This is a genomic window from Succinatimonas hippei YIT 12066 (genome assembly GCF_000188195.1).
Taxonomy (GTDB): Bacteria; Pseudomonadota; Gammaproteobacteria; order Enterobacterales; family Succinivibrionaceae; genus Succinatimonas; species Succinatimonas hippei.
Window position 1 is genome coordinate 1 of sequence record NZ_GL831003.1, and the last position, 18,155, is coordinate 18,155.

At 42.2% G+C, this 18,155-nt stretch carries 15 protein-coding genes; 6 read left to right on the plus strand and 9 right to left on the minus strand.

Going from position 1 to position 18,155, the window contains the following annotated elements; genetic code table 11:
- Nucleotides 1–153: 153 nt before the first annotated feature.
- From HMPREF9444_RS05910 to sppA, 4 genes are read left to right on the plus strand one after another with little or no spacing between them, the layout of a single operon-like run.
- Nucleotides 154–627, plus strand: coding sequence for a hypothetical protein (locus tag HMPREF9444_RS05910; RefSeq protein WP_009143489.1), 474 nt, complete (start codon nucleotides 154–156; stop codon nucleotides 625–627).
- A gap of 9 nt (nucleotides 628–636) precedes the next feature.
- Nucleotides 637–1,047, plus strand: a complete 411-nt coding sequence (locus tag HMPREF9444_RS05915; RefSeq protein WP_009143490.1) for an NfeD family protein — start codon at nucleotides 637–639, stop codon at nucleotides 1,045–1,047.
- A 19-nt stretch (nucleotides 1,048–1,066) separates the two neighbouring features.
- The gene (locus tag HMPREF9444_RS05920) at nucleotides 1,067–2,017 is read left to right on the plus strand and encodes an SPFH domain-containing protein (protein ID WP_009143491.1); all 951 of its coding nucleotides are present in this window, start codon (nucleotides 1,067–1,069) and stop codon (nucleotides 2,015–2,017) included.
- 34 nt (nucleotides 2,018–2,051) lie between these two features.
- On the plus strand, nucleotides 2,052–3,983 hold the full coding sequence (gene sppA / locus HMPREF9444_RS05925) for a signal peptide peptidase SppA (protein ID WP_009143492.1): 1,932 nt from the start codon (nucleotides 2,052–2,054) through the stop codon (nucleotides 3,981–3,983).
- 82 nt (nucleotides 3,984–4,065) lie between these two features.
- Here the strand turns inward: sppA and glgX are convergent, their stop codons facing one another.
- From glgX to malQ, 3 genes are read right to left on the minus strand one after another with little or no spacing between them, the layout of a single operon-like run.
- On the minus strand, nucleotides 4,066–6,249 hold the full coding sequence (glgX, locus tag HMPREF9444_RS05930) for a glycogen debranching protein GlgX (RefSeq protein WP_009143493.1): 2,184 nt from the start codon (nucleotides 6,247–6,249) through the stop codon (nucleotides 4,066–4,068).
- Nucleotides 6,250–6,307: 58 nt separating this feature from the next.
- On the minus strand, nucleotides 6,308–8,491 hold the full coding sequence (gene glgB / locus HMPREF9444_RS05935; RefSeq protein WP_009143494.1) for a 1,4-alpha-glucan branching protein GlgB: 2,184 nt from the start codon (nucleotides 8,489–8,491) through the stop codon (nucleotides 6,308–6,310).
- An 18-nt stretch (nucleotides 8,492–8,509) separates the two neighbouring features.
- The gene (gene malQ, locus HMPREF9444_RS05940) at nucleotides 8,510–10,711 is read right to left on the minus strand and encodes a 4-alpha-glucanotransferase (RefSeq protein WP_009143495.1); all 2,202 of its coding nucleotides are present in this window, start codon (nucleotides 10,709–10,711) and stop codon (nucleotides 8,510–8,512) included.
- 626 nt (nucleotides 10,712–11,337) lie between these two features.
- On the opposite strand from malQ, the gene gap reads away from it, so the two are divergent.
- The gene (gap, locus tag HMPREF9444_RS05945) at nucleotides 11,338–12,348 is read left to right on the plus strand and encodes a type I glyceraldehyde-3-phosphate dehydrogenase (RefSeq protein ID WP_009143496.1); all 1,011 of its coding nucleotides are present in this window, start codon (nucleotides 11,338–11,340) and stop codon (nucleotides 12,346–12,348) included.
- A 352-nt stretch (nucleotides 12,349–12,700) separates the two neighbouring features.
- On the opposite strand, the gene htpX is transcribed toward gap, so the two are convergent.
- Nucleotides 12,701–13,606 carry a protease HtpX gene (htpX, locus tag HMPREF9444_RS05950; RefSeq protein WP_249082445.1) on the minus strand — a complete coding sequence of 302 codons (906 nt, stop codon included), beginning with the start codon at nucleotides 13,604–13,606 and terminating at the stop codon, nucleotides 12,701–12,703.
- Between the two features lie 73 nt (nucleotides 13,607–13,679).
- Here htpX and HMPREF9444_RS05955 point away from each other — a divergent pair, with 73 nt between their 5' ends.
- Nucleotides 13,680–14,405, plus strand: coding sequence for a hypothetical protein (locus HMPREF9444_RS05955; protein WP_009143498.1), 726 nt, complete (start codon nucleotides 13,680–13,682; stop codon nucleotides 14,403–14,405).
- 48 nt (nucleotides 14,406–14,453) lie between these two features.
- Here the strand turns inward: HMPREF9444_RS05955 and HMPREF9444_RS05960 are convergent, their stop codons facing one another.
- Genes HMPREF9444_RS05960 through HMPREF9444_RS05980 form a run of 5 tightly spaced genes read right to left on the minus strand, consistent with a single transcriptional unit; the run spans nucleotide 14,454 to nucleotide 18,011 of the window.
- Nucleotides 14,454–14,654: a hypothetical protein gene (locus tag HMPREF9444_RS05960; protein WP_009143499.1), complete on the minus strand. Its 201-nt coding sequence runs from the start codon at nucleotides 14,652–14,654 to the stop codon at nucleotides 14,454–14,456.
- Nucleotides 14,651–14,917, minus strand: coding sequence for a hypothetical protein (locus HMPREF9444_RS05965; RefSeq protein ID WP_009143500.1), 267 nt, complete (start codon nucleotides 14,915–14,917; stop codon nucleotides 14,651–14,653). Before HMPREF9444_RS05965 ends, HMPREF9444_RS05960 begins: the two co-directional genes overlap by 4 nt.
- A gap of 22 nt (nucleotides 14,918–14,939) precedes the next feature.
- Complete coding sequence (locus HMPREF9444_RS05970; protein ID WP_009143501.1) at nucleotides 14,940–17,081, minus strand: heavy metal translocating P-type ATPase; 2,142 nt, start codon at nucleotides 17,079–17,081, stop codon at nucleotides 14,940–14,942.
- Nucleotides 17,082–17,091: 10 nt separating this feature from the next.
- Nucleotides 17,092–17,697 (minus strand): HMA2 domain-containing protein, encoded by a 606-nt coding sequence (locus HMPREF9444_RS05975; protein WP_009143502.1) that lies wholly within the window; start codon nucleotides 17,695–17,697, stop codon nucleotides 17,092–17,094.
- The gene (locus HMPREF9444_RS05980; protein ID WP_009143503.1) at nucleotides 17,694–18,011 is read right to left on the minus strand and encodes an HMA2 domain-containing protein; all 318 of its coding nucleotides are present in this window, start codon (nucleotides 18,009–18,011) and stop codon (nucleotides 17,694–17,696) included. Before HMPREF9444_RS05980 ends, HMPREF9444_RS05975 begins: the two co-directional genes overlap by 4 nt.
- Nucleotides 18,012–18,155: the final 144 nt, after the last annotated feature.

The window sequence follows — 18,155 nt, forward strand, 5'->3', positions numbered from 1 at the left end:
GTGAGCCGGATCATTATGCGTTGTCACTATAAAATTTTTTCAGTTATTTTTATGTTATATGAAAAGCCGATTTCTCAATTGGCCGCTAAAGAAAATAATCTGTTACCATTAGATTAAAATATTGAATACTTTTTAAAAGCACGCGAGTTTTATATGTTTTTAAAAAAGCCCAAAGAACCTAAAGACGGCGATTACGTAAGCTACGTTGAAGAACTGCAAAAAGAGCATTTTAAGACCGATTTTATTTCTGATTCAGCTAAAGAGTCTTTATTCAAACCTATTGAGCAATCAGTTGATAAAATAAAAGATGCTCATGAAAATACGATAAATAAGCTCAAAGAGGAAAATTCCGTACGAAATTTGACAGAAGGAAAGCAACAGGATAATAAAAATATAAACATAAAGCATGAAGAAACAACTTCATCTCCTGCCGACAATAAAAACACCGTCAAACAAAATAAAAGCAAGAGTAAAAGATTTAATAAAGTTCACCTTATTCCGTTAATAGTATTTTGCATGATATTAGGTGCGTTTGTCTCATTTACCGAAATGCCTTTATTTTTCCTTCCTCTTTTTATATTTGTCATAATGCTCGGCATTATGAATAACTCCAGACGTAAAAAATAAGGAGCAGTAATGTCAGATACCATTTTATGGCTTATAGGAGCCTTTGCCGTCCTGGGAGCGGAAATGCTGATCGGTACCGTATATTTGATTGCCGTCAGTGCCGCGCTGTTTTGTGCCGCTTTATGCGGATATTTAGATTTCTCACTAACCGTACAGTGTTCGGTTGCCGCAATTGTCACCTGTCTTGGCGCAATGGGTACTTACTTTCTGCGAACTAAAAGAAAAAGTGCCGCTGAAGACGTTCGTCTGGATGAAGGCAACAATGTTATTGTCGAAAAAATTAATAAAGACGGCAGTGCCTACGTTAATTACCGCGGCGCCAAATGGCTGGCCCGAGCCGAAAAAGGAGATCTTAAATGCGGTTTTTACATTATTGCTAAAATTGACGGCAATACGCTTGTCTTAACGGAAAAGAATTAATTTTAAAAGGAGATTTTTCATGTACATGCTAAACGGCCCCCTGGTTGTTTCCTTGGTGGTAATCGTTATCGCCATTATTTTTGCCATTCAATCCATCAAAGTCGTACCACAGCAAACTGCTTGGGTTATTGAACGCTTAGGCAAGTTTCATACGGTATTAAATCCCGGGCTTAACTTCATTATTCCTTTTATTGATAAAGTAGCTTACCGTCACTCATTAAAGGAAATACCGCTTGATACCCCGTCACAGGTCTGCATTACCCGTGACAACACCCAGCTATCAGTTGACGGAGTTCTTTTTTTCCAGGTAACAGATCCTAAAAGAGCAAGCTACGGTACTTCAAATTACATCGTCGCCATCACTCAACTTGCCCAAACCACCTTACGTTCCGTGATCGGCCGTATGGAACTTGATCGCACTTTCGAAGAGCGCGATGCCATCAACAACAATGTTGTCGCAGCAATTGACGAAGCTGCTTTAAACTGGGGCGTAAAAGTTCTGCGTTATGAAATTAAAGACTTAACTCCGCCTTCCGTCATCTTGCAGGCCATGCAGCAGCAAATCACCGCTGAGCGTGAAAAAAGAGCTTTAATTGCCGCATCAGAAGGCAGGAAACAGGAACAGATTAATCTTGCCACCGGCGCCAAGGAAGCCGCTATTGCTCAATCAGAAGGTGAAAAGCAGGCAGAAATCAATAAGGCTCAAGGACAGGCTGCAGCCACCATTGCAATTGCCGACGCTACCGCGCAGGCCATCCGCAATATCGCCTCTGCATCAAAAGATGAAGGCGGCATGACTGCGGTTAACCTGCAGATTGCCGAAAAATACGTAGAAGCTTTTTCCAATCTTGCCCGTACCAACAATACCTTGATCGTGCCGAGCAATTTGGGTGATATGGCCTCTCTCATATCTTCAGCGATGAAAATCGTAAAAAGCGATAGTCAAGCAGCTTCACCGATTAAAAAATAACAGCTGAAGTTTTCATAGCAGATAAGGAATAAATATGGGAAATTCTAATACTCAAATAGAAATTAAAGAAGTTTCCGCAACAAAGCATACATCTTGGTGCCGCGGCTTTTTTAAAGTGCTGTCTTTTATCGGTGCCGCTCTTACTTTTATCCGTAATTTCATCTCCAATCTGGTGATGATTGCAATTATTGCGCTTATAGTAATTGCCTATAACCTTGCAGGTACAATAAAAGAGAAAGCGGTTATTATTGCTTCAGGTCAGGAAGAAATAACTACCGTAGAGCAAAGCGCGCAAATTCTTTATCTGCCTTTAAAAGGAGTTATCAGTGAATCACCTCTTGCAAGCGATGATTTTTCAAACCTGCAGCGCAGAATAAACGAACAGTTGACGGGAAGCGTTACTCATGAGCTTATTGCAATTGAAAAAGCACTAAACTTTGCCGCAGAAGATAACAACTTAAAGCTTATTATTCTCGATCTTAATGACTTATCTCCCATGTCGCTTGCCGTAGCAAAGCGTATCGGAAACGCCGTTGACAAAGTTCGAAACGCAGGTAAAGAAGTTACTGCTCTTGCCTACTCTTATTCACAGTCAGCTTTTGCCATTGCCGCACATTGTGACAAGATCCTTCTTGACACTATGGGTCAAGTTAATTTACGCGGCATTGGTATGAGCTCGCTTTACTATAAAGATCTGCTAAATACGCTCAAAGTCACACCGTACATTTTCAAAGCAGGACATTTTAAATCAGCCGTTGAGCCATACACACGCAACGACATGTCTCCTGATGTAAAAGCAGAATACGCAAATCTTGCCGCCAATCTTTGGGATGAATACATAAAAGAGCTGAACGTAAGAAAAGTACTATCTCGCACTATCGTGCTTCCCGATGCCGACAAATACGTCAAAGAGCTTGAGCTCTATAAAGGCGATACTGCATTAATGCAGCTTGAAAATAATCTTGTAGATGAACTCATATCCCGGGAAGATTACCTTTTATCTTTATGTAAAGACTACGGTACCGACAAGAGCGATACAACTTTGCCTAACATGATAAATTACCGTAAATACCTGGCTTTAAAAAGTACTCCCGAAAAACTTAAAGATAAACGTATTGCCGTTATTTACGGGATCGGGCAAATTTCCGGCTTTTCAAATGATGTTTATGCATTCACTCCCGACAATATTCTGCCGCTTTTAAATGAAGTCCGTAATGACGACAAAATCAAAGCTGTAGTTATGTATATAAACAGTCCGGGCGGTGCGGTAAAAGCAAGTGAAGAAATAAGAAGAGAGTTAATGCGGCTTAAAGAGCTTGGTAAAAAAGTCATAGTTTCGATGAACGGAACAGCAGCCTCCGGCGGATATTGGGTAGCAAGCGCTGCCGACCAAATCATAGCCGACAGCTCAACATTGACCGGTTCAATCGGTGTTTTCAGTCTGGCTTTAGGTGCACATGATTTATTAAATCACGTCGGGGTATACCAGGACGGAGTTGCCACCCACGAATTTGCCGATGCAAGCATCGCCAATCCTCTTTCGGAAAACACCAAGGAAACTATGCGTCTTAGCGTCGAGCATACTTATGATACTTTTATCAATCTTGTTGCTAAAAGCCGCAGACTTAGTCCGGCAAACTATATTTCATATGCTGAAGGACAAGTTTTTTTAGGCGATGAAGCACAAAACTTAGGCCTTATTGATGATTTAGGCTCACTAAACGACGCTCTTAATACCGCTGCAAAACTTATTGATTCGACTCTTGATGATGTAAGCGTCTTGCATCTTGCCCCGCAAGGTGAAAAGTCAATCTCTCCCCTTGAGCTTTTTATCATGAATAAAGCAGAAGGAATTATTCCTAACGAGCTTTTAAAAGGATTTATCGATCTTGCAGTAAAGTCCCATGAAGGATCGGAAAATAATGCTCAATATATCGCTTTAAGCCCGATTAAAGCAGAGCTTTAGTCTAAAAGACAAAATTCCGTTTAACTCAAAAAAATCCCTGATTTCATAAGATTTCAGGGATTTTTTAACTCTTATTTCTACTTTACCTATGAAACTTATAATCAAAGTCACGGCGATTACGATGACGAATGTACTCAAGGCCTTCAGATACAAACTCACGGTTTTTAGTTTCAATCATGCGCAGCACCTTAATTGAATTAGGAGCAACCCAAGATTCAAGACCTCCGGCATTTGAATAACGCTGCGGAACCCCGTTTTCCTCTGAAGTGTCTACTATTGCCATCCACATCTTATTATCCGGAACTGAAGGAAGCTTATAGTTAATTTCGTTTGCTCCCTGATTTATGATAAAGCACCAGCGCTCTCCCTGACTATCGCGATCTCCTATATAAAGCAGAAAACTCTTTATTTGAGGATTATTCCAATCCTCGCTTTCCATTAAATGTCCGTCGCTTTTACGCCAGCGTACCAAGAAAGAGTCTGCACGCAGATGGAAATTATCATCATCAAGATTTAAATCTTTTAAAATTACCGAACTTAGCCTTACTCGGCATAACAGTCCGATAAAATCGATTAAATCATCATTCTCCGCAGTCCGCTCCCAATGAGTATAACTTAGATCGTTATCCTGACAATAAGCATTGTTATTGCCATGCTGCGTACGGGAAAATTCATCTCCGCCCAAGATATGCGGCATTCCTTGGGAAATTAAAACGCTGGCCAGTAAATTGCGTTTCATTTGCCTGCGCTTTTTTAAAATATCAGGATCTGTCGTCTTTCCTTCAACTCCGAAATTATAAGACGTCGTTTCATTTGCTCCGTCACGATTAGCTTCTAAATTGAGCTCATTATGTTTTGAGTTATATGAAACCAAATCCTCAAGCGAAAAACCGTCATGATAAGTAACATAATTAAGGCTGGCGTTAATAGAGCGAGTACGTTTGGCAAAATTATCACGTGAGCCCATAAGGCGTGTAGCAAAGACGCCGAGCAAACCGGGATCTCCGCGCCAAAAACAGCGGACCGAGTCACGGAATTTATCATTCTGCTCACTCCAACCTGCCGGGAATCTTCCTAACTGATAACCGTCCCATCCTACATCCCAAGGCTCGGCGATAAGCAAAGCCCGATCTATTTCCTGTTCGCAAAAACAGTATTTAAAGAAAGCGGCATGTCTTGTAAAACGGTAGTTTCTGCTATCGCTATACTCTCTTCCTACAGTAACGGCTAAATCAAAACGAAAACCGTCAACCTGCATTTCCGTAATCCAATAGCGCATTGCCTCAGACACCAAACGCAACGAAATATTGGAATCAACGTTAAAACTATTGCCGCAGCCTGTTACATTCAAATATTGAAGAAAATCACGGCTACCGTCTTCTTTCGTTGCGTATGCGTAATAGCGCTTTGCATCAAGTCCTTTATAACTTAAAACCGGCCCGTCAAGACCTCCCTCTGCGGTATGGTTATACACCACATCCAAAATTACGGCTATTTTATTACGGTGCAACTCACGCACCATAGTCTTAAACTCGGTTACAGCATTACGGGCCGAAGTCGCGTAACGAGGGTCGAGAGCCATAAAACATAAAGGATTGTAGCCCCAATAATTGCTAAGCCCCCTTTGAACCAGAAACGGTTCGCTCATAGAAGCAGCTATAGGCATCAGCTGAACTACGGTCACCCCGAGTCTTTTTAAATGAGCTATTGTTACGGGATGAGCAAGCCCCAGATAAGTTCCGCGCAAAGAAGGAGGAATTTCTTTATTAAGCTTGGTCATTCCTTTAACATGTGCTTCGTAAATAATTGCGCTGTTGCGTTCTAAATCCGGCTTTTTAACACCATCCCAATCAAAATCATCTCTTCCTAAGACAACCGCTTTGGGAATAAAAGCTGCAGAATTTTCTTTATATAAACTTTCGTTATAAATAATCGGACGATTTAATGCCTTAGCGTAGGGATCGACAAGCAGACGTCCGGCTTTAAAATAAAGACCCGCTTCAGGTTTATCTTCACCTTGTGCTTCTATAGCATAGCAATCTTCAGCTTTAACGCCCTCAACGCAGCCGAACCAAAAGCCGCCGCGGCGTTCAACAAGCTTAATAGATCCTAAAGGCTCTTCCTCAAATGTATAAAAATGGATAATTATAGAAGTGGCAAGCGGTGCCCAAACAGAAAAGAAACATCCGTCATCAAGAAGAGTAGCGCCTAACGTTGAAGTAAGCGCCTTTGAATAATTTTGTTTTTCTTTAAGCTTTAAAGCCATAAGCCCTCACTTACCTCCGAGGCCTTGTGACAGGCCTCGGAAAGTTTTTGTCAGGCTTTTACTCACTTACTCGCTTGATAAATACTGTTGCAAGCGGCGGGAGATCAAGCACAACCGAATGATACTGTCCTTGCCATGAAATATTGGATGCGGCAAGTTTCTCAGGACCGATCTTGTAACCGCTGCCCCAGTACTTCTTATCATCGGTATTTAATATGATGCTGTAGACGCCGGGACGCGGTACGCCGAGGCGATATGCAACATAAGGAACCGGAGTGAAATTAGATACTGCAATGATCTCTTCATGAGTCTCGGGATCCGTACGCAGCGCAGCAAAAATACTGTGCTCGGCATCATTGACATCAAGCCACTTGAAAGCGGAAGGATCATAATCGTTCTTCCACAAAAGCGGCTCATTGACATAAAGCTTATTCAAATCGCGAACCAAATTCTGCATGCCGCGATGCTTGTCAAACTGCAAAAGCCACCATTCAAGCTGAGAATCATGGTTCCACTCGGAGCTTTGAGCAAACTCAGTACCCATGAAGTTAAGCTTCTTGCCGGGATGGGCATACTGGAAGCCTAAGTATGAACGCAAGTTTGCGGCCTGCTGCCACTCATCACCGGGCATCTTGTAAAGTAATGAATGCTTGCCGTGGGTCACTTCATCATGGGAAATGGACAATATGAAATTCTCGTTGTAAGCGTAGATCATGGAGAAAGACATTTCGCCGTGATGATATTTGCGGAAGAACGGATCTTGCGACATATAATCAAGACTGTCATGCATCCAGCCCATATTCCACTTAAAGCCAAATCCTAGTCCTCCGGTATAAGTCGGACGGGAGACTCCGGTAAAGGCGGTAGATTCTTCGGCAATAGTCATAGCCTGAGGGAATTTCTTGTAAACCTCTTCATTAAACCATTTAAGGAAGCTTACTGCCTCATAATTGATGTTGCCGCCGTTGACATTGGGGATCCACTCTCCAGCCTTTCTTGAGTAATCCCAGTAAAGCATTGATGCCACGGCATCTACACGCAATCCGTCGACATGATAGTAATCAAGCCAGATTAAAGCGGAAGCAATTAAGAAATTGCGGACGGTATCGCGGCCGAAATCATAAATTAATGAATTCCAATCAGGATGCCAACCGCGACGAGGATCTTCATACTCGTAAAGCGGAGTTCCGTCAAAACGAGCCAAACCGTGGGCGTCAGTCGGGAAATGAGCCGGAACCCAATCTAAAATCACGCCGATATTGTTCTGATGGCAGGTATCAACCAAATACTTAAAGTCATCAATTCCGCCAAAACGGCTTGTCGGAGCAAAAAGGCCCGTAGGCTGATAACCCCAAGAACCTGAAAAAGGATGCTCCATAACAGGCAACATCTCAATATGGGTATATCCCATATCCTTGACGTATTTTACAAGTTCATCGGCAAGCTCACGGTATGAAAGACTGGAACCGTCTTCCTTACGGCGCCATGATGCCAAATGGACTTCATAGATGGAAATCGGACGAGTAAGTTTATTGTTAAGCTGAGATTTTATCCACGCATCATCATGCCACTTATAACTGGACTGATCGGAAATGATGGAGGCAAATGACGGATACTGCTCATGATAAAAACCGACAGGATCTGATTTATGCGGCAAACGGTTGCCGTGCGGATCTTTAATCTCAAACTTATAGCGCTGACCTACCCCAAGTCCCGGTACGAACAATACCCAGTGACCTAAAAGACTTCTTGCCATCGGATGACGGCGTCCGTCCCAGAAGTTAAAATCACCGATTAAACTTACGCATGTGGCAGAAGGTGCGTAAACAGCAAATTTGGTGCCCTTTACTTTAACTCCGTCAATTTCAACTTCAATTATCTGAGCGCCTAAAGTCTTATAGATATTTGACGGAGTTTCATACATTGTAGAAAGACCATAGAAAGCCTCATCTCTGAACTGATAAGGATCAATGATATCTACGACAGCGTCAGGATATTTAACCTTGAACTTATAGTGAAAAGGCTCCTTTACATCAGGCAAAACCTTCTCGAACAACCCGTCAGGGCTGGTGCAGTCAAGTTTTACTATTTCTTTATCGCCTTTTAAAGACCATACCGCAACTTCTTTTGCTCCGGGAAGCCAAGCGCGCAAAACAAAGCCTTCACCGCCGTAGTTGGGCTGCAAGCCCAAGACTTCAAACGGTTTTGTCAGTTTTGCATTGTTTAACTCATCTATAAGCATTTATGCCTCCTCATTTTATTATTTGGCATGATCACGAGCTTGCGTCATCTTTGCCGTAAGCTCCAAAACTTTAGGGTCCGAAAAAATTTCATCTAAATTAGCGGTAAGTTTACGCCGCCAATTAGGATACTCACGGAACGTTCCGGGAACGTTAACCGGTTTTTCGACACCGATCCAATCTTCAATTTGAGAACTGTATAAAGCGCAGTTGCCGCGGCACATATGAATCTGCATGCCGACCGCAAGAGCTTCGCTCATCGGACAGTCCGCAGCATGGCGCGGAACTTCCGCCCCAACCGACATAAGTCCGTGCAAACTGTCTAAAATTCTTTGTTTGGCGTTATTTCTGTCAAAAGCAAGACGGGTCGCGTCAGCGGGAGCGTAAATACCAAGCTTTTGTCCTAAAGTCAAATCAGATAACGTCCACCACCCCTTCAAGGTAGGCATATCATGGGTTGTCAAAGCGGAAATGGCCTGTTTTTCATAATCCTTAGGCGCAATATATCCGCCGTCAAACGCTCTTTCTCCGAAAAATAATTTATAGGAGAACGTATTGGCCTCTTTTAATGCATGACGAAGCTCCATCGGAATCGTACCTAAATCTTCTGCAATAAGCATGCATTTATTGCGATGTGATTCAAGTGCGATGATACCGAGCAAATCATGAATAGGGTAAGCCACATAAGCGCCTTCGGTCGGTCGATGCTCAGGCGGCACCCACCACATACGGTAAAGTCCTGCTGCATGATCGATACGCAATGCTCCGCATGACTGCATATTGGCCTGATACAAAGCAATGAATTTACGATAAGCACTTTGCTTTAAACTATAGGGATCCATCGGTGCAAGCCCCCATGACTGCCCCAAAGGCCCCAACATATCAGGCGGAGCTCCTATTTCGGCTTTTTCTCTATAAATACCGTCCTCATCACTCCATACGTCACAGCTTCCCGGAGCCACGCCTACGGCAAGATCTCGATAGGTTCCGACGATCATACCGGCCTTTTTGGCTACTAAGTAAGCTTCTTCAAGCTGCTCCTTGGCAATAAACTGCAGATAGCAATAAAAACGTACTTCATCAATATGCTCTTTACGCCAAGCCTCAACGAAAGGAGAAACAAAACTGCGGTATTCTTTAGGGAAAAGCTTCCATCCCCAGGCGTTAACTCCCTTTGCGTATAATGAAGCTTGCAAGGCGTCATAAGTTGCCATATTAATAAGGGAAGAACCGCCTTTTTCTATAAATTCAAGGAATTTGCGTCCGCGCAGCGAACGTTTGTCATCAAGGCGCAAAGAATCAAATAAAGTTCTTAAAACTTTAAGCTTTAATTCAATAACCGTACGGTAATCTACATATTCCCTATCGCGCAAAGCTCTCAACTTTTGCTGGAAAGAATTCTGGTAAACAATCTCCTTTGCTTTAGCGCTTAAATTGAACTCGGGAATATCCTCAATTCTTATATAAATAACGTTAAGCCAATAGCGTGATGAAGGAGAATACGGACTTACCATATCAGGATCGGGGTTGGCAGGATATCCGGCATGAAGCGGATTCAGTCCGACAAAATGACCGCCTGTCTCTGCCACATAAGAAAGCAAATCTTTAAGATCGTGAAAATCGCCTATTCCCCAATTCTGCTTGGAGCGTAAAGAGTAAAGCTGCGTACTTACGCCCCAGATCTTTTTGCCTTGAGCTATTGCATCAGGAACATAACACTTAAGCGGAGCACGAATTAAGGACATTTCCTTATTAATCGCTTTCCCGGCTCCGGAAATTTTAATCCTAAAGGTGTGATATCCGTACGGAAGATCTTCTTTAATGATAAAGCGTCTTTTATCAAACTCCTGACCCTGCACGGTTTTATAGTCGGCAATTTCAACTTCGCTTAAAGGAAAACTGTCTTTATACTCAGTCCCGTCTTCAAGCGTTAAAGACCAGGAAATTTTGCCTTTTTCATCAAAAGAAGCCGGAGTATTAAAATAAATAAAAGGCTTATCACCGTCACGCAGCACTAAAACCGGCTCCATAACCTCGGTATAAGGATACAGCTCCATTGTTTTAAGCACTTTTTCCATTTCGGATTCATCATGCACGGGGAAACCCATCGCGCTCAACGCCGCAATTCTGCTGTCCTTAGCTATAACGGTATACTGTCCGCATGAGTCGATATAATCGCGGGCAATACCCATTTGATCGGCAAGTTTCTCTAAATCGATCATATTTTTTCGCTCGTAGTCTTAAGAGCCTTTATTTTAAGTATTAATTATATTTTATGATTTTAATTGTCTATCAGTAAAAAAGATACAATGCATATCCCAAAAACAAAGCATTAACCTTATATTTTTTCAAATAAAAAATATCTTAAATTAAACACAATTTTAAAAATACGGCACAAAAAGCTACTAACTTAATTAATATTCACATAAGGAAGTCTTTGCCTGCATATTTAAAAAATTTTTTTGAGAATTTTTATTAAATAAATATCCGAACATTTTTATTACTATGTAAATTAAAAATTAAGTTAATGTAAAAACTACATAAATTAATTAAATAAAAAGGTTAAAAGAAAATCGTTTTTTCTTAAAAAAACTTACAGAAAAAATTTTTACGTAAATGCTCACATTTCGTTTTCTAATTGTAAAGCCTGAAAAAGATTAGTGTTAAGCTATTTAAGACCGCCGAAATTACGGTCTTTGCTCGTCAATACGTCCTTTACTTAATTTTTAAGTAAAAAGCTTCCTTTTTCTGCAAAGGGAACTAAGTCACATCTTGACTTTCGAGCCAATTAGAGTATTTTTGTAATTGTAATTTTTTTATTGTTACACTAAACGGGTGACATTCTATTATGACTATTAAAGTTGGTATTAACGGTTTCGGTCGTATCGGCCGTTTCGTATTCCGTGCTTCTGTCTATCGTCCTGAGTTAGGCATTCAGGTTGTCGGCATTAACGACCTCCTTCCGCCTGAGTACATGGCTTACATGTTAAAGTATGATTCCATGCACGGTCCTTTCAAGGGCAAAGTTGAAGTTCAGGACGGCAATCTCGTTGTTAACGGCAACACCGTTCGTGTTACCGCTGAGCGCGATCCTGCCAACCTTAAGTGGGGCGATATCGGTGTTGACTACGTTGTTGAGTCTACCGGTTTATTCCTTAAAGATGAGCTTGCCCGCAAGCACATCCAGGCCGGTGCACGCCGCGTCGTTATGTCCGCTCCTTCTAAGGATTCAACCCCTATGTTCGTTATGGGGGTAAACAATGACACCTATGCCGGCCAGGATATCGTTTCCAACGCTTCCTGCACCACCAACTGCTTAGCTCCTTTGGCTAAAGTTGTTAACGATGAGTTCGGTATCGAGATGGGCCTCATGACCACCGTCCACTCAACCACCGCCACTCAGCGTACCGTTGACGGCCCGTCCCTTAAGGATTGGCGCGGCGGCCGCGGTGCTTCCACCAACATTATCCCGTCCTCTACCGGTGCTGCTAAGGCTGTAGGTAAAGTAATTCCTGACCTCAACGGCAAATTAACCGGTATGTCAATCCGCGTTCCGACCTGCGACGTTTCCGTCGTTGATTTGACCTGCGTATTGAAGAAGTCCGCTAAGTACGAAGACATCTGCGCTGCTATCAAGGCTGCAGTTGCCGGCCCGATGAAGGGCATTATGGATTACACTGCTGATGCAGTTGTTTCCTCTGACTTCTTAGGCAACACCCACACCTCTATCTTCGACGAGACCGCCGGTATTCCTTTGACCGACAAGTTCGTCAAGTTAGTTGCTTGGTATGATAACGAAATCGGTTACTCCAACAAGGTTCTTGAGTTAATCAAGTCCATGGAAGATTCCGGCAAATAATTAATATTTGCGAAATTACAGGAGGGCGCTGAATGCGCCCTTTTATTTTTTCCAAAGGACAGACAAAATACAATAAAAAATGATCTCCTTATGCAAAGCGGATACTCTGTCATAACATCTATGACAATCAGGCAGAACAAAAAACTTTAGAAGGGAACGTCAGTCAGTCTTTCTTTTTCACATAATCAGCGATAATCTTTATATAAGACGGAATTTTACCGCTGAAATCTTTTAATAAACGACAAAAACTACTTCGAAGTAAATCACTATTAGTGCTGCTTAAAAACGCAAAATAAAAAATCCGCCCCGTAAAAAAGGGGCGGTTTAGATTAAAAAATTAATTTACTTTTACCTAAAAAGTATTAACTAAGCGTAAAGCCGCAATTCTCTTATCCAAAGTAGGATGACTCATAAAAAGCTCAGAAAGACCGCTTGCTCCGTTAATGCAAAAAGCCGAAAACTGACCTTCCTGCTTAGTCTGAACGGAAGTTGCGCGTTTTAAAGCCTCCAAAGCCTCAATCATGCAGTTTTTACCCTCTAGCTTAGCAGATCCTGCATCGGCCCTGTATTCGCGCCATCTTGAGAACCACATTAAAATGAGGTTGGCTAAGATACCGAATACTATCTGGAATAAGGAATTTACCATATAAAACACAAACGGATTTCCAACCGAAGATCCGCTATCCTCATCATCACTGCTGCGCCCGCTTAATGCAGCTGATACTGCCATTGACGCGATATAAGAGAAGAAATAAACAAAAGTATTCAACACTCCTTGCAGTAAAGTCATAGTAACCATATCTCCATTGGCCACATGACTTATTTCATGACCCAATACGCCTTTAATTTCATTTTCATTCATGTTGTAAAGCAGCGCCGATGAAACAGCAACGAGAGCCGCATCCTTATTATGTCCGGTGGCAAATGCGTTTAAATCATTAGACTCATAAATACCGACCTCCGGCATATTAAGTCCGGAACGATTGGCAAGTTCGCTTACAGTCTGCAATAAAAATGCTTCACGGGAATTGGTCGGAGAAACCAAAGTCCTGACGCCAAACGCTCTTTTACACATAGACTTTGACATAAAAAGTGAAATAAGCGAGCCGACGCAACCGAAAATTGCGCACATAACTAAAAGACCGGTATAAGAAGATCCTGACATGCTTATACCGAAAAGGCTGAAGATAATCGAACCGACGATACTGACAACTACCAATACCGCGATTTGCATTAAAATGTAAAGCAAAATGCGCATAATTAAATAAGTCTCCTAAAAGTACCTTATAATTTAAGAGTATATTAACTTTTATTGTTTAGGGGATCCAGCCGTGCAGGGAGTTCTCATTTCCGTAGATTTAAACTTAAAACATGCAGTCATAGCCTGCGACAATAAACTTTACACTGCAAAACTTAGCGAAAACGTAGCTTCTTTACAACCAGGAGATCTTGTTGAATTTTCCGCAACGGATGAAACTGACGGCGAAAAAAACAAGACGGTAAAAATCGATTCCGTCACACACACTGATTATAAAAAGTACGGTATTGCCATAGTTTCAGCAAGTTCCGTAGACGGACATGAGATCATAGATTCAAAGCTTAACGTCAAATTATGCGGAGAAGGTCCTGATGCTAAAAGCGCTTTAGACTCTTTAGTAGAGCTTGCCAAAAAATCCAACGCAAATGCCCTTATAAATACTGAACTTACGGTTAAAGCACTGCGTTTTTCAGGAAAGCATCTTTTTTGTTATAAAGCAAATGCTGCCATTATCGAAGGCGCCGAATATCATCAACAGCCCGGCATCAAACTTGATATCAATGAAAAAGTGGTAAGACGCAATTCCCCTAATGAAGCTATGATCCGTTATATAAGAGTATTGCTTATAAGTGTTCTTTTAATCATACTTCCCTGCCTGCTGAGCCTGCAGCAACAAGGAACGCTTCCCACCCCGCTTGGAAGCATTGCTTGCGGAATAGCTTTAGGTCTTTCTCTTTTTACCGGACTTTTCTACAGCTCACGTAAACAAGTTGCCTATTTATTGCGGCAAAAGCGCTGATAAACAAACGGTACAAAATTAAAATTTGTACCGTTTAAAACTAAAAATTTAAAAGCGGCTGCCGCATCTACCCATTCCCGAACGGGCTGTCGATCCGCTAACTTGCTTTGCAAGCTTCATTATTCCGTCGGTAAGTTCCTTTGTCGAGATCTTTTTGTCTACCGCCACATATTTATAGGCAGCGGCTCCGGCAAAGACACCGACAACAAAACCGATTAAAAACGTTTTTTCCGCTAAGAAATTATTCATACTCCATCCTTTCTATTAGCTTGCATTTCAGCTATCAAGTCTTCAAGCCGCTCTTTCTGAGCCTCAAGCTCTTCAAGAGTCATTTCATCATTACTTTCTTCAGCTTTTTCTTCCTTAGCCTCACTACTGCCTGGAACCTTTAGATTCTTTAACCCCTTTATCTTTTCTTCTATATCATCCTTGTGCTCGTTATAAAACTTATAACCTACAGCTCCGAGTACGCAGCCTGCGGCAAAGCCGAATAATAAATTTTTATCTAACATTTTGTTCTCCTTTTAATTCATGCTAATAATTTTTCTTTTTATCAGGGATAAGAATTCTGGCGCTGTTAAGCACCACTCCCAAAGTTGAAGCGTTATGCACCACTGAAGCCAAAAGCGGATTAATAAAACCTAAAGCACCGAGCATCATCGCCGCAGTATTGACTGCAATAGTCACCGCGAAGTTTTGATGTACAAGAGCCATGGTTCTTTTTCCAATGCTGATAAACTGCGGCAGCTTCAACGGATCTTCGCTATTGATTGTGACATCTGCCGATTCCATCGCCGTATCAGTACAGGCAGTTCCCATAGCAACGCCTATATCCGCATAAGCCAAAGCCGGAGCATCATTTATACCGTCACCTACCATCAATACGGAACTATTACGCTGCTTTTGCGAAACATATCCTGCTTTATCCTCAGGCATAACTTCAGCTTTGAAACCGTCAAGCCCGAGCGAATCGGCGATCGCTTTTGCCGCTTCTTTATTGTCTCCCGTAAGCATTATTATTTCTTCGATGCCGTTATAGCGCATACGGTTTATCGCCCGCTTAAATTCCGCACGAACAGGATCGGATATCTCTAAAATTCCGCACAGTTTTTTATTCAAGGCAATATAAATAAAAGAGCCGACCGGGCTTTGTTTTTTCGGAAGCAGAAAATCCAAACCATCGACCTTGCTTTCTTCCATGAAAGATTTGCTTCCTACCAGCACCTCACCGCCGACACAGTCGTCAAATGCCGGTAAATGAGCCTCAATTCCTCGGGCAATCACTGTCTTGGTATCAAGATGAGGAGGGATCTCAAGACCTCTGTTTTTTACTTCTTCCAAAATAGCTACTGCAAGGGGATGTGAAGAATGCGCCTCAGCAGATGCTGCCATCTGCAGCAAAACGGACTCATTTACATCAGGAGCTAAAGTTATTCTCACGATTTGCGGACGTCCGCGCGTGATCGTTCCGGTTTTATCTAAAATCACCGTATCGATTTGAGCCGCTCCTTCAATAAAGCTACCGCCCTTTACCAAAATTCCTTCCTTTGCGGCCCGGCTTATCGCGGCAGACATTGCAGTTGCTGTCGATAATTTAAGTCCGCAGGAAAAATCAATGAACAGCATATTAAGTACACGCTGCCAATCCCTAGTCGCTGCGTATACCATTAAAGCAGCAATAAAAGACACGGGGACCAATGACGATGCCATATGATCGGCATAATTTTGAATCGGTGCGCGGCGATTCTGCGCGTCCTCCACCATATGAACTATTCTTGATAAAGAGGTATCATCTCCGACTTTATCTACTAAAACTTCAATTTCGCCTAAGCGGATATTGGATCCGGCATAAACTTTATCGCCTGCTTTTTTAGCCACAGGTATCGATTCACCGGTAATTGCTGACTGATCCACCGCCGCAGAGCCGGACTTAATGATACCGTCAACGCAAATTTTTTCTCCTGAATGAATTGATACCACCATGCCGGGCTTTACCTTCTCTACCGGCATTTTCACCTCGGCGCCGTTTTCGTCATGAACCCATACTTCCTGTACATCAAGAGCAACCAGACTTGAGATATTCTTGCGTGCTCTTTGAGCTGCCATAACCGTCAGCATTTCGGCAAAATTGGATAGAGCAAGCAGACTCATACTTGATTCGGGGCGCCCTGCCGCCACCGAAGCCAAAACGGCAGTAACGGTCAGAGTATCGGCATTGGGCCTTTTTTCCTTTACAGCATCCTTTATACCGCCTTTTATCAGATCACGTGCCATGACAAGCACGCCCAAACTGCGAAAAATCAGCAATGAAGAATAAACGGTAGGACTTACCTTCTTTACCACAGAAAAAAGCCCCATTGCAGCTAAAGAAAGCAAAGCACTGTTGCGATGACTTATAAGCTCTAATCCGATATCAACATTTTCTTTTTTGACTTTAAGCTGAGACACTCCGTGTTTAATCACCTCTTTTCCCGTCGCAAGCAAGTCGCTGCCGATAAGTTTTGATAAACTAAGTCCCAATCGCACATAGTTTTGTCCGGGTTTTACCCATAACTTCACGCAGCTGCCGTCAAAAATTGCCGCATTAACACCTGCAAGCCTTCTTGCTTTAGCTTCTAAAACACAACGCTCCATGTAATCATAATGATTAGGAAACGGATATTTAAAAACAGACATAAATGCCTTCTTATTGATTTTTTTCTTCTAAATTTGCCGCAAAAACTTTTTTAGGATCCGGATGAGACTGTCTTAACAACAAGCCTAAGCCCCACCAAAACAATTGCGGTCCGGCGGGACGATCTCCGCGATAAAGAATACGGATAAGTCCGTATGAGAATAAAGCCAAACCGAGCATTCTGCTTAAAAACATAGGCTCGGAGTGATTGAAAAAGCCTCGTACGCTGTCGCGCAGCGACCGTAGAGAGTCGTTGATATTATCTCCGACAGTTAAAATTCCGGTCGGTATAACCGTAAGTTCATGCACGGCATGTTTTCCGGCAAGAGCATGTGACATACTGTCAAAAAGAGCATCAATCACCTTTTCACTTTGGTCATAAACTACGATTACGCTTCCCGTCACAGGGTTTACCGTGGCTTTCATAATTCCGGGAAAAGATTGAATCAACTCTTCAAGGTGCAGACACGCTGCCTTTTCGTTTTTAAGAACTTTGCAAACATAGCGGCGGCGTCCGGGAATTCGGTGGACAATAACCATTCCGCTATTACCGGAAAAAAACAATTTACCTAATGATTCTCCAACCCTCATTCCCAAATTGACTCCCGGAACATTCATTTTTTAACTCCTTTACGGGTATACTTTGCACAGGCCCCGTTTAAAAGCTCGGCTAAAAAAGTATTCGGCTTTATTTTTTGCGGATCATATTTAAGTACAACGGAACCTGTTATTCGGTTAATCGTAAATTCCGATAACTCCTTAATGGAGCTTAATTCTCTTTTGACTTTCAAATAAAGGTCATCGTCATGCTTTAGCTTCGGATATATAACCCTGACGCGTCCTTGAATAAAATGAGCAACTTCAACTTCATTCAAAATATAGGAAGCCTTATCCGTAGGGAGGCCGAGTTTATGCAAAAAATCCTTGAACATAGCTAATCCAGTTACCCAATAAAAATTTTAATTAGCTAAAAGTTATTTTAATAACCTGTAAGCAACTATTATACCCCTACTCTAACTTTATAGAAGTACTTTTTAATGTGCTTTGACATCCTCACCGGCCTAAAGGCCGATGAT

What these genes read in the sequence shown, in the direction of transcription:
- HMPREF9444_RS05965 (WP_009143500.1), bottom strand. Translation starts at nt 14,917, where the DNA reads ATGTTAGATAAAAATTTATTATTCGGCTTTGCCGCAGGCTGCGTACTC.
- gap (WP_009143496.1), top strand. Translation starts at nt 11,338, where the DNA reads ATGACTATTAAAGTTGGTATTAACGGTTTCGGTCGTATCGGCCGTTTC.
- HMPREF9444_RS05920 (WP_009143491.1), top strand. Translation starts at nt 1,067, where the DNA reads ATGTACATGCTAAACGGCCCCCTGGTTGTTTCCTTGGTGGTAATCGTT.
- HMPREF9444_RS05970 (WP_009143501.1), bottom strand. Translation starts at nt 17,081, where the DNA reads ATGTCTGTTTTTAAATATCCGTTTCCTAATCATTATGATTACATGGAG.
- HMPREF9444_RS05960 (WP_009143499.1), bottom strand. Translation starts at nt 14,654, where the DNA reads ATGAATAATTTCTTAGCGGAAAAAACGTTTTTAATCGGTTTTGTTGTC.
- sppA (WP_009143492.1), top strand. Translation starts at nt 2,052, where the DNA reads ATGGGAAATTCTAATACTCAAATAGAAATTAAAGAAGTTTCCGCAACA.
- htpX (WP_249082445.1), bottom strand. Translation starts at nt 13,606, where the DNA reads ATGCGCATTTTGCTTTACATTTTAATGCAAATCGCGGTATTGGTAGTT.
- HMPREF9444_RS05975 (WP_009143502.1), bottom strand. Translation starts at nt 17,697, where the DNA reads ATGAATGTTCCGGGAGTCAATTTGGGAATGAGGGTTGGAGAATCATTA.
- glgX (WP_009143493.1), bottom strand. Translation starts at nt 6,249, where the DNA reads ATGGCTTTAAAGCTTAAAGAAAAACAAAATTATTCAAAGGCGCTTACT.
- glgB (WP_009143494.1), bottom strand. Translation starts at nt 8,491, where the DNA reads ATGCTTATAGATGAGTTAAACAATGCAAAACTGACAAAACCGTTTGAA.
- HMPREF9444_RS05910 (WP_009143489.1), top strand. Translation starts at nt 154, where the DNA reads ATGTTTTTAAAAAAGCCCAAAGAACCTAAAGACGGCGATTACGTAAGC.
- HMPREF9444_RS05915 (WP_009143490.1), top strand. Translation starts at nt 637, where the DNA reads ATGTCAGATACCATTTTATGGCTTATAGGAGCCTTTGCCGTCCTGGGA.
- malQ (WP_009143495.1), bottom strand. Translation starts at nt 10,711, where the DNA reads ATGATCGATTTAGAGAAACTTGCCGATCAAATGGGTATTGCCCGCGAT.
- HMPREF9444_RS05980 (WP_009143503.1), bottom strand. Translation starts at nt 18,011, where the DNA reads ATGTTCAAGGATTTTTTGCATAAACTCGGCCTCCCTACGGATAAGGCT.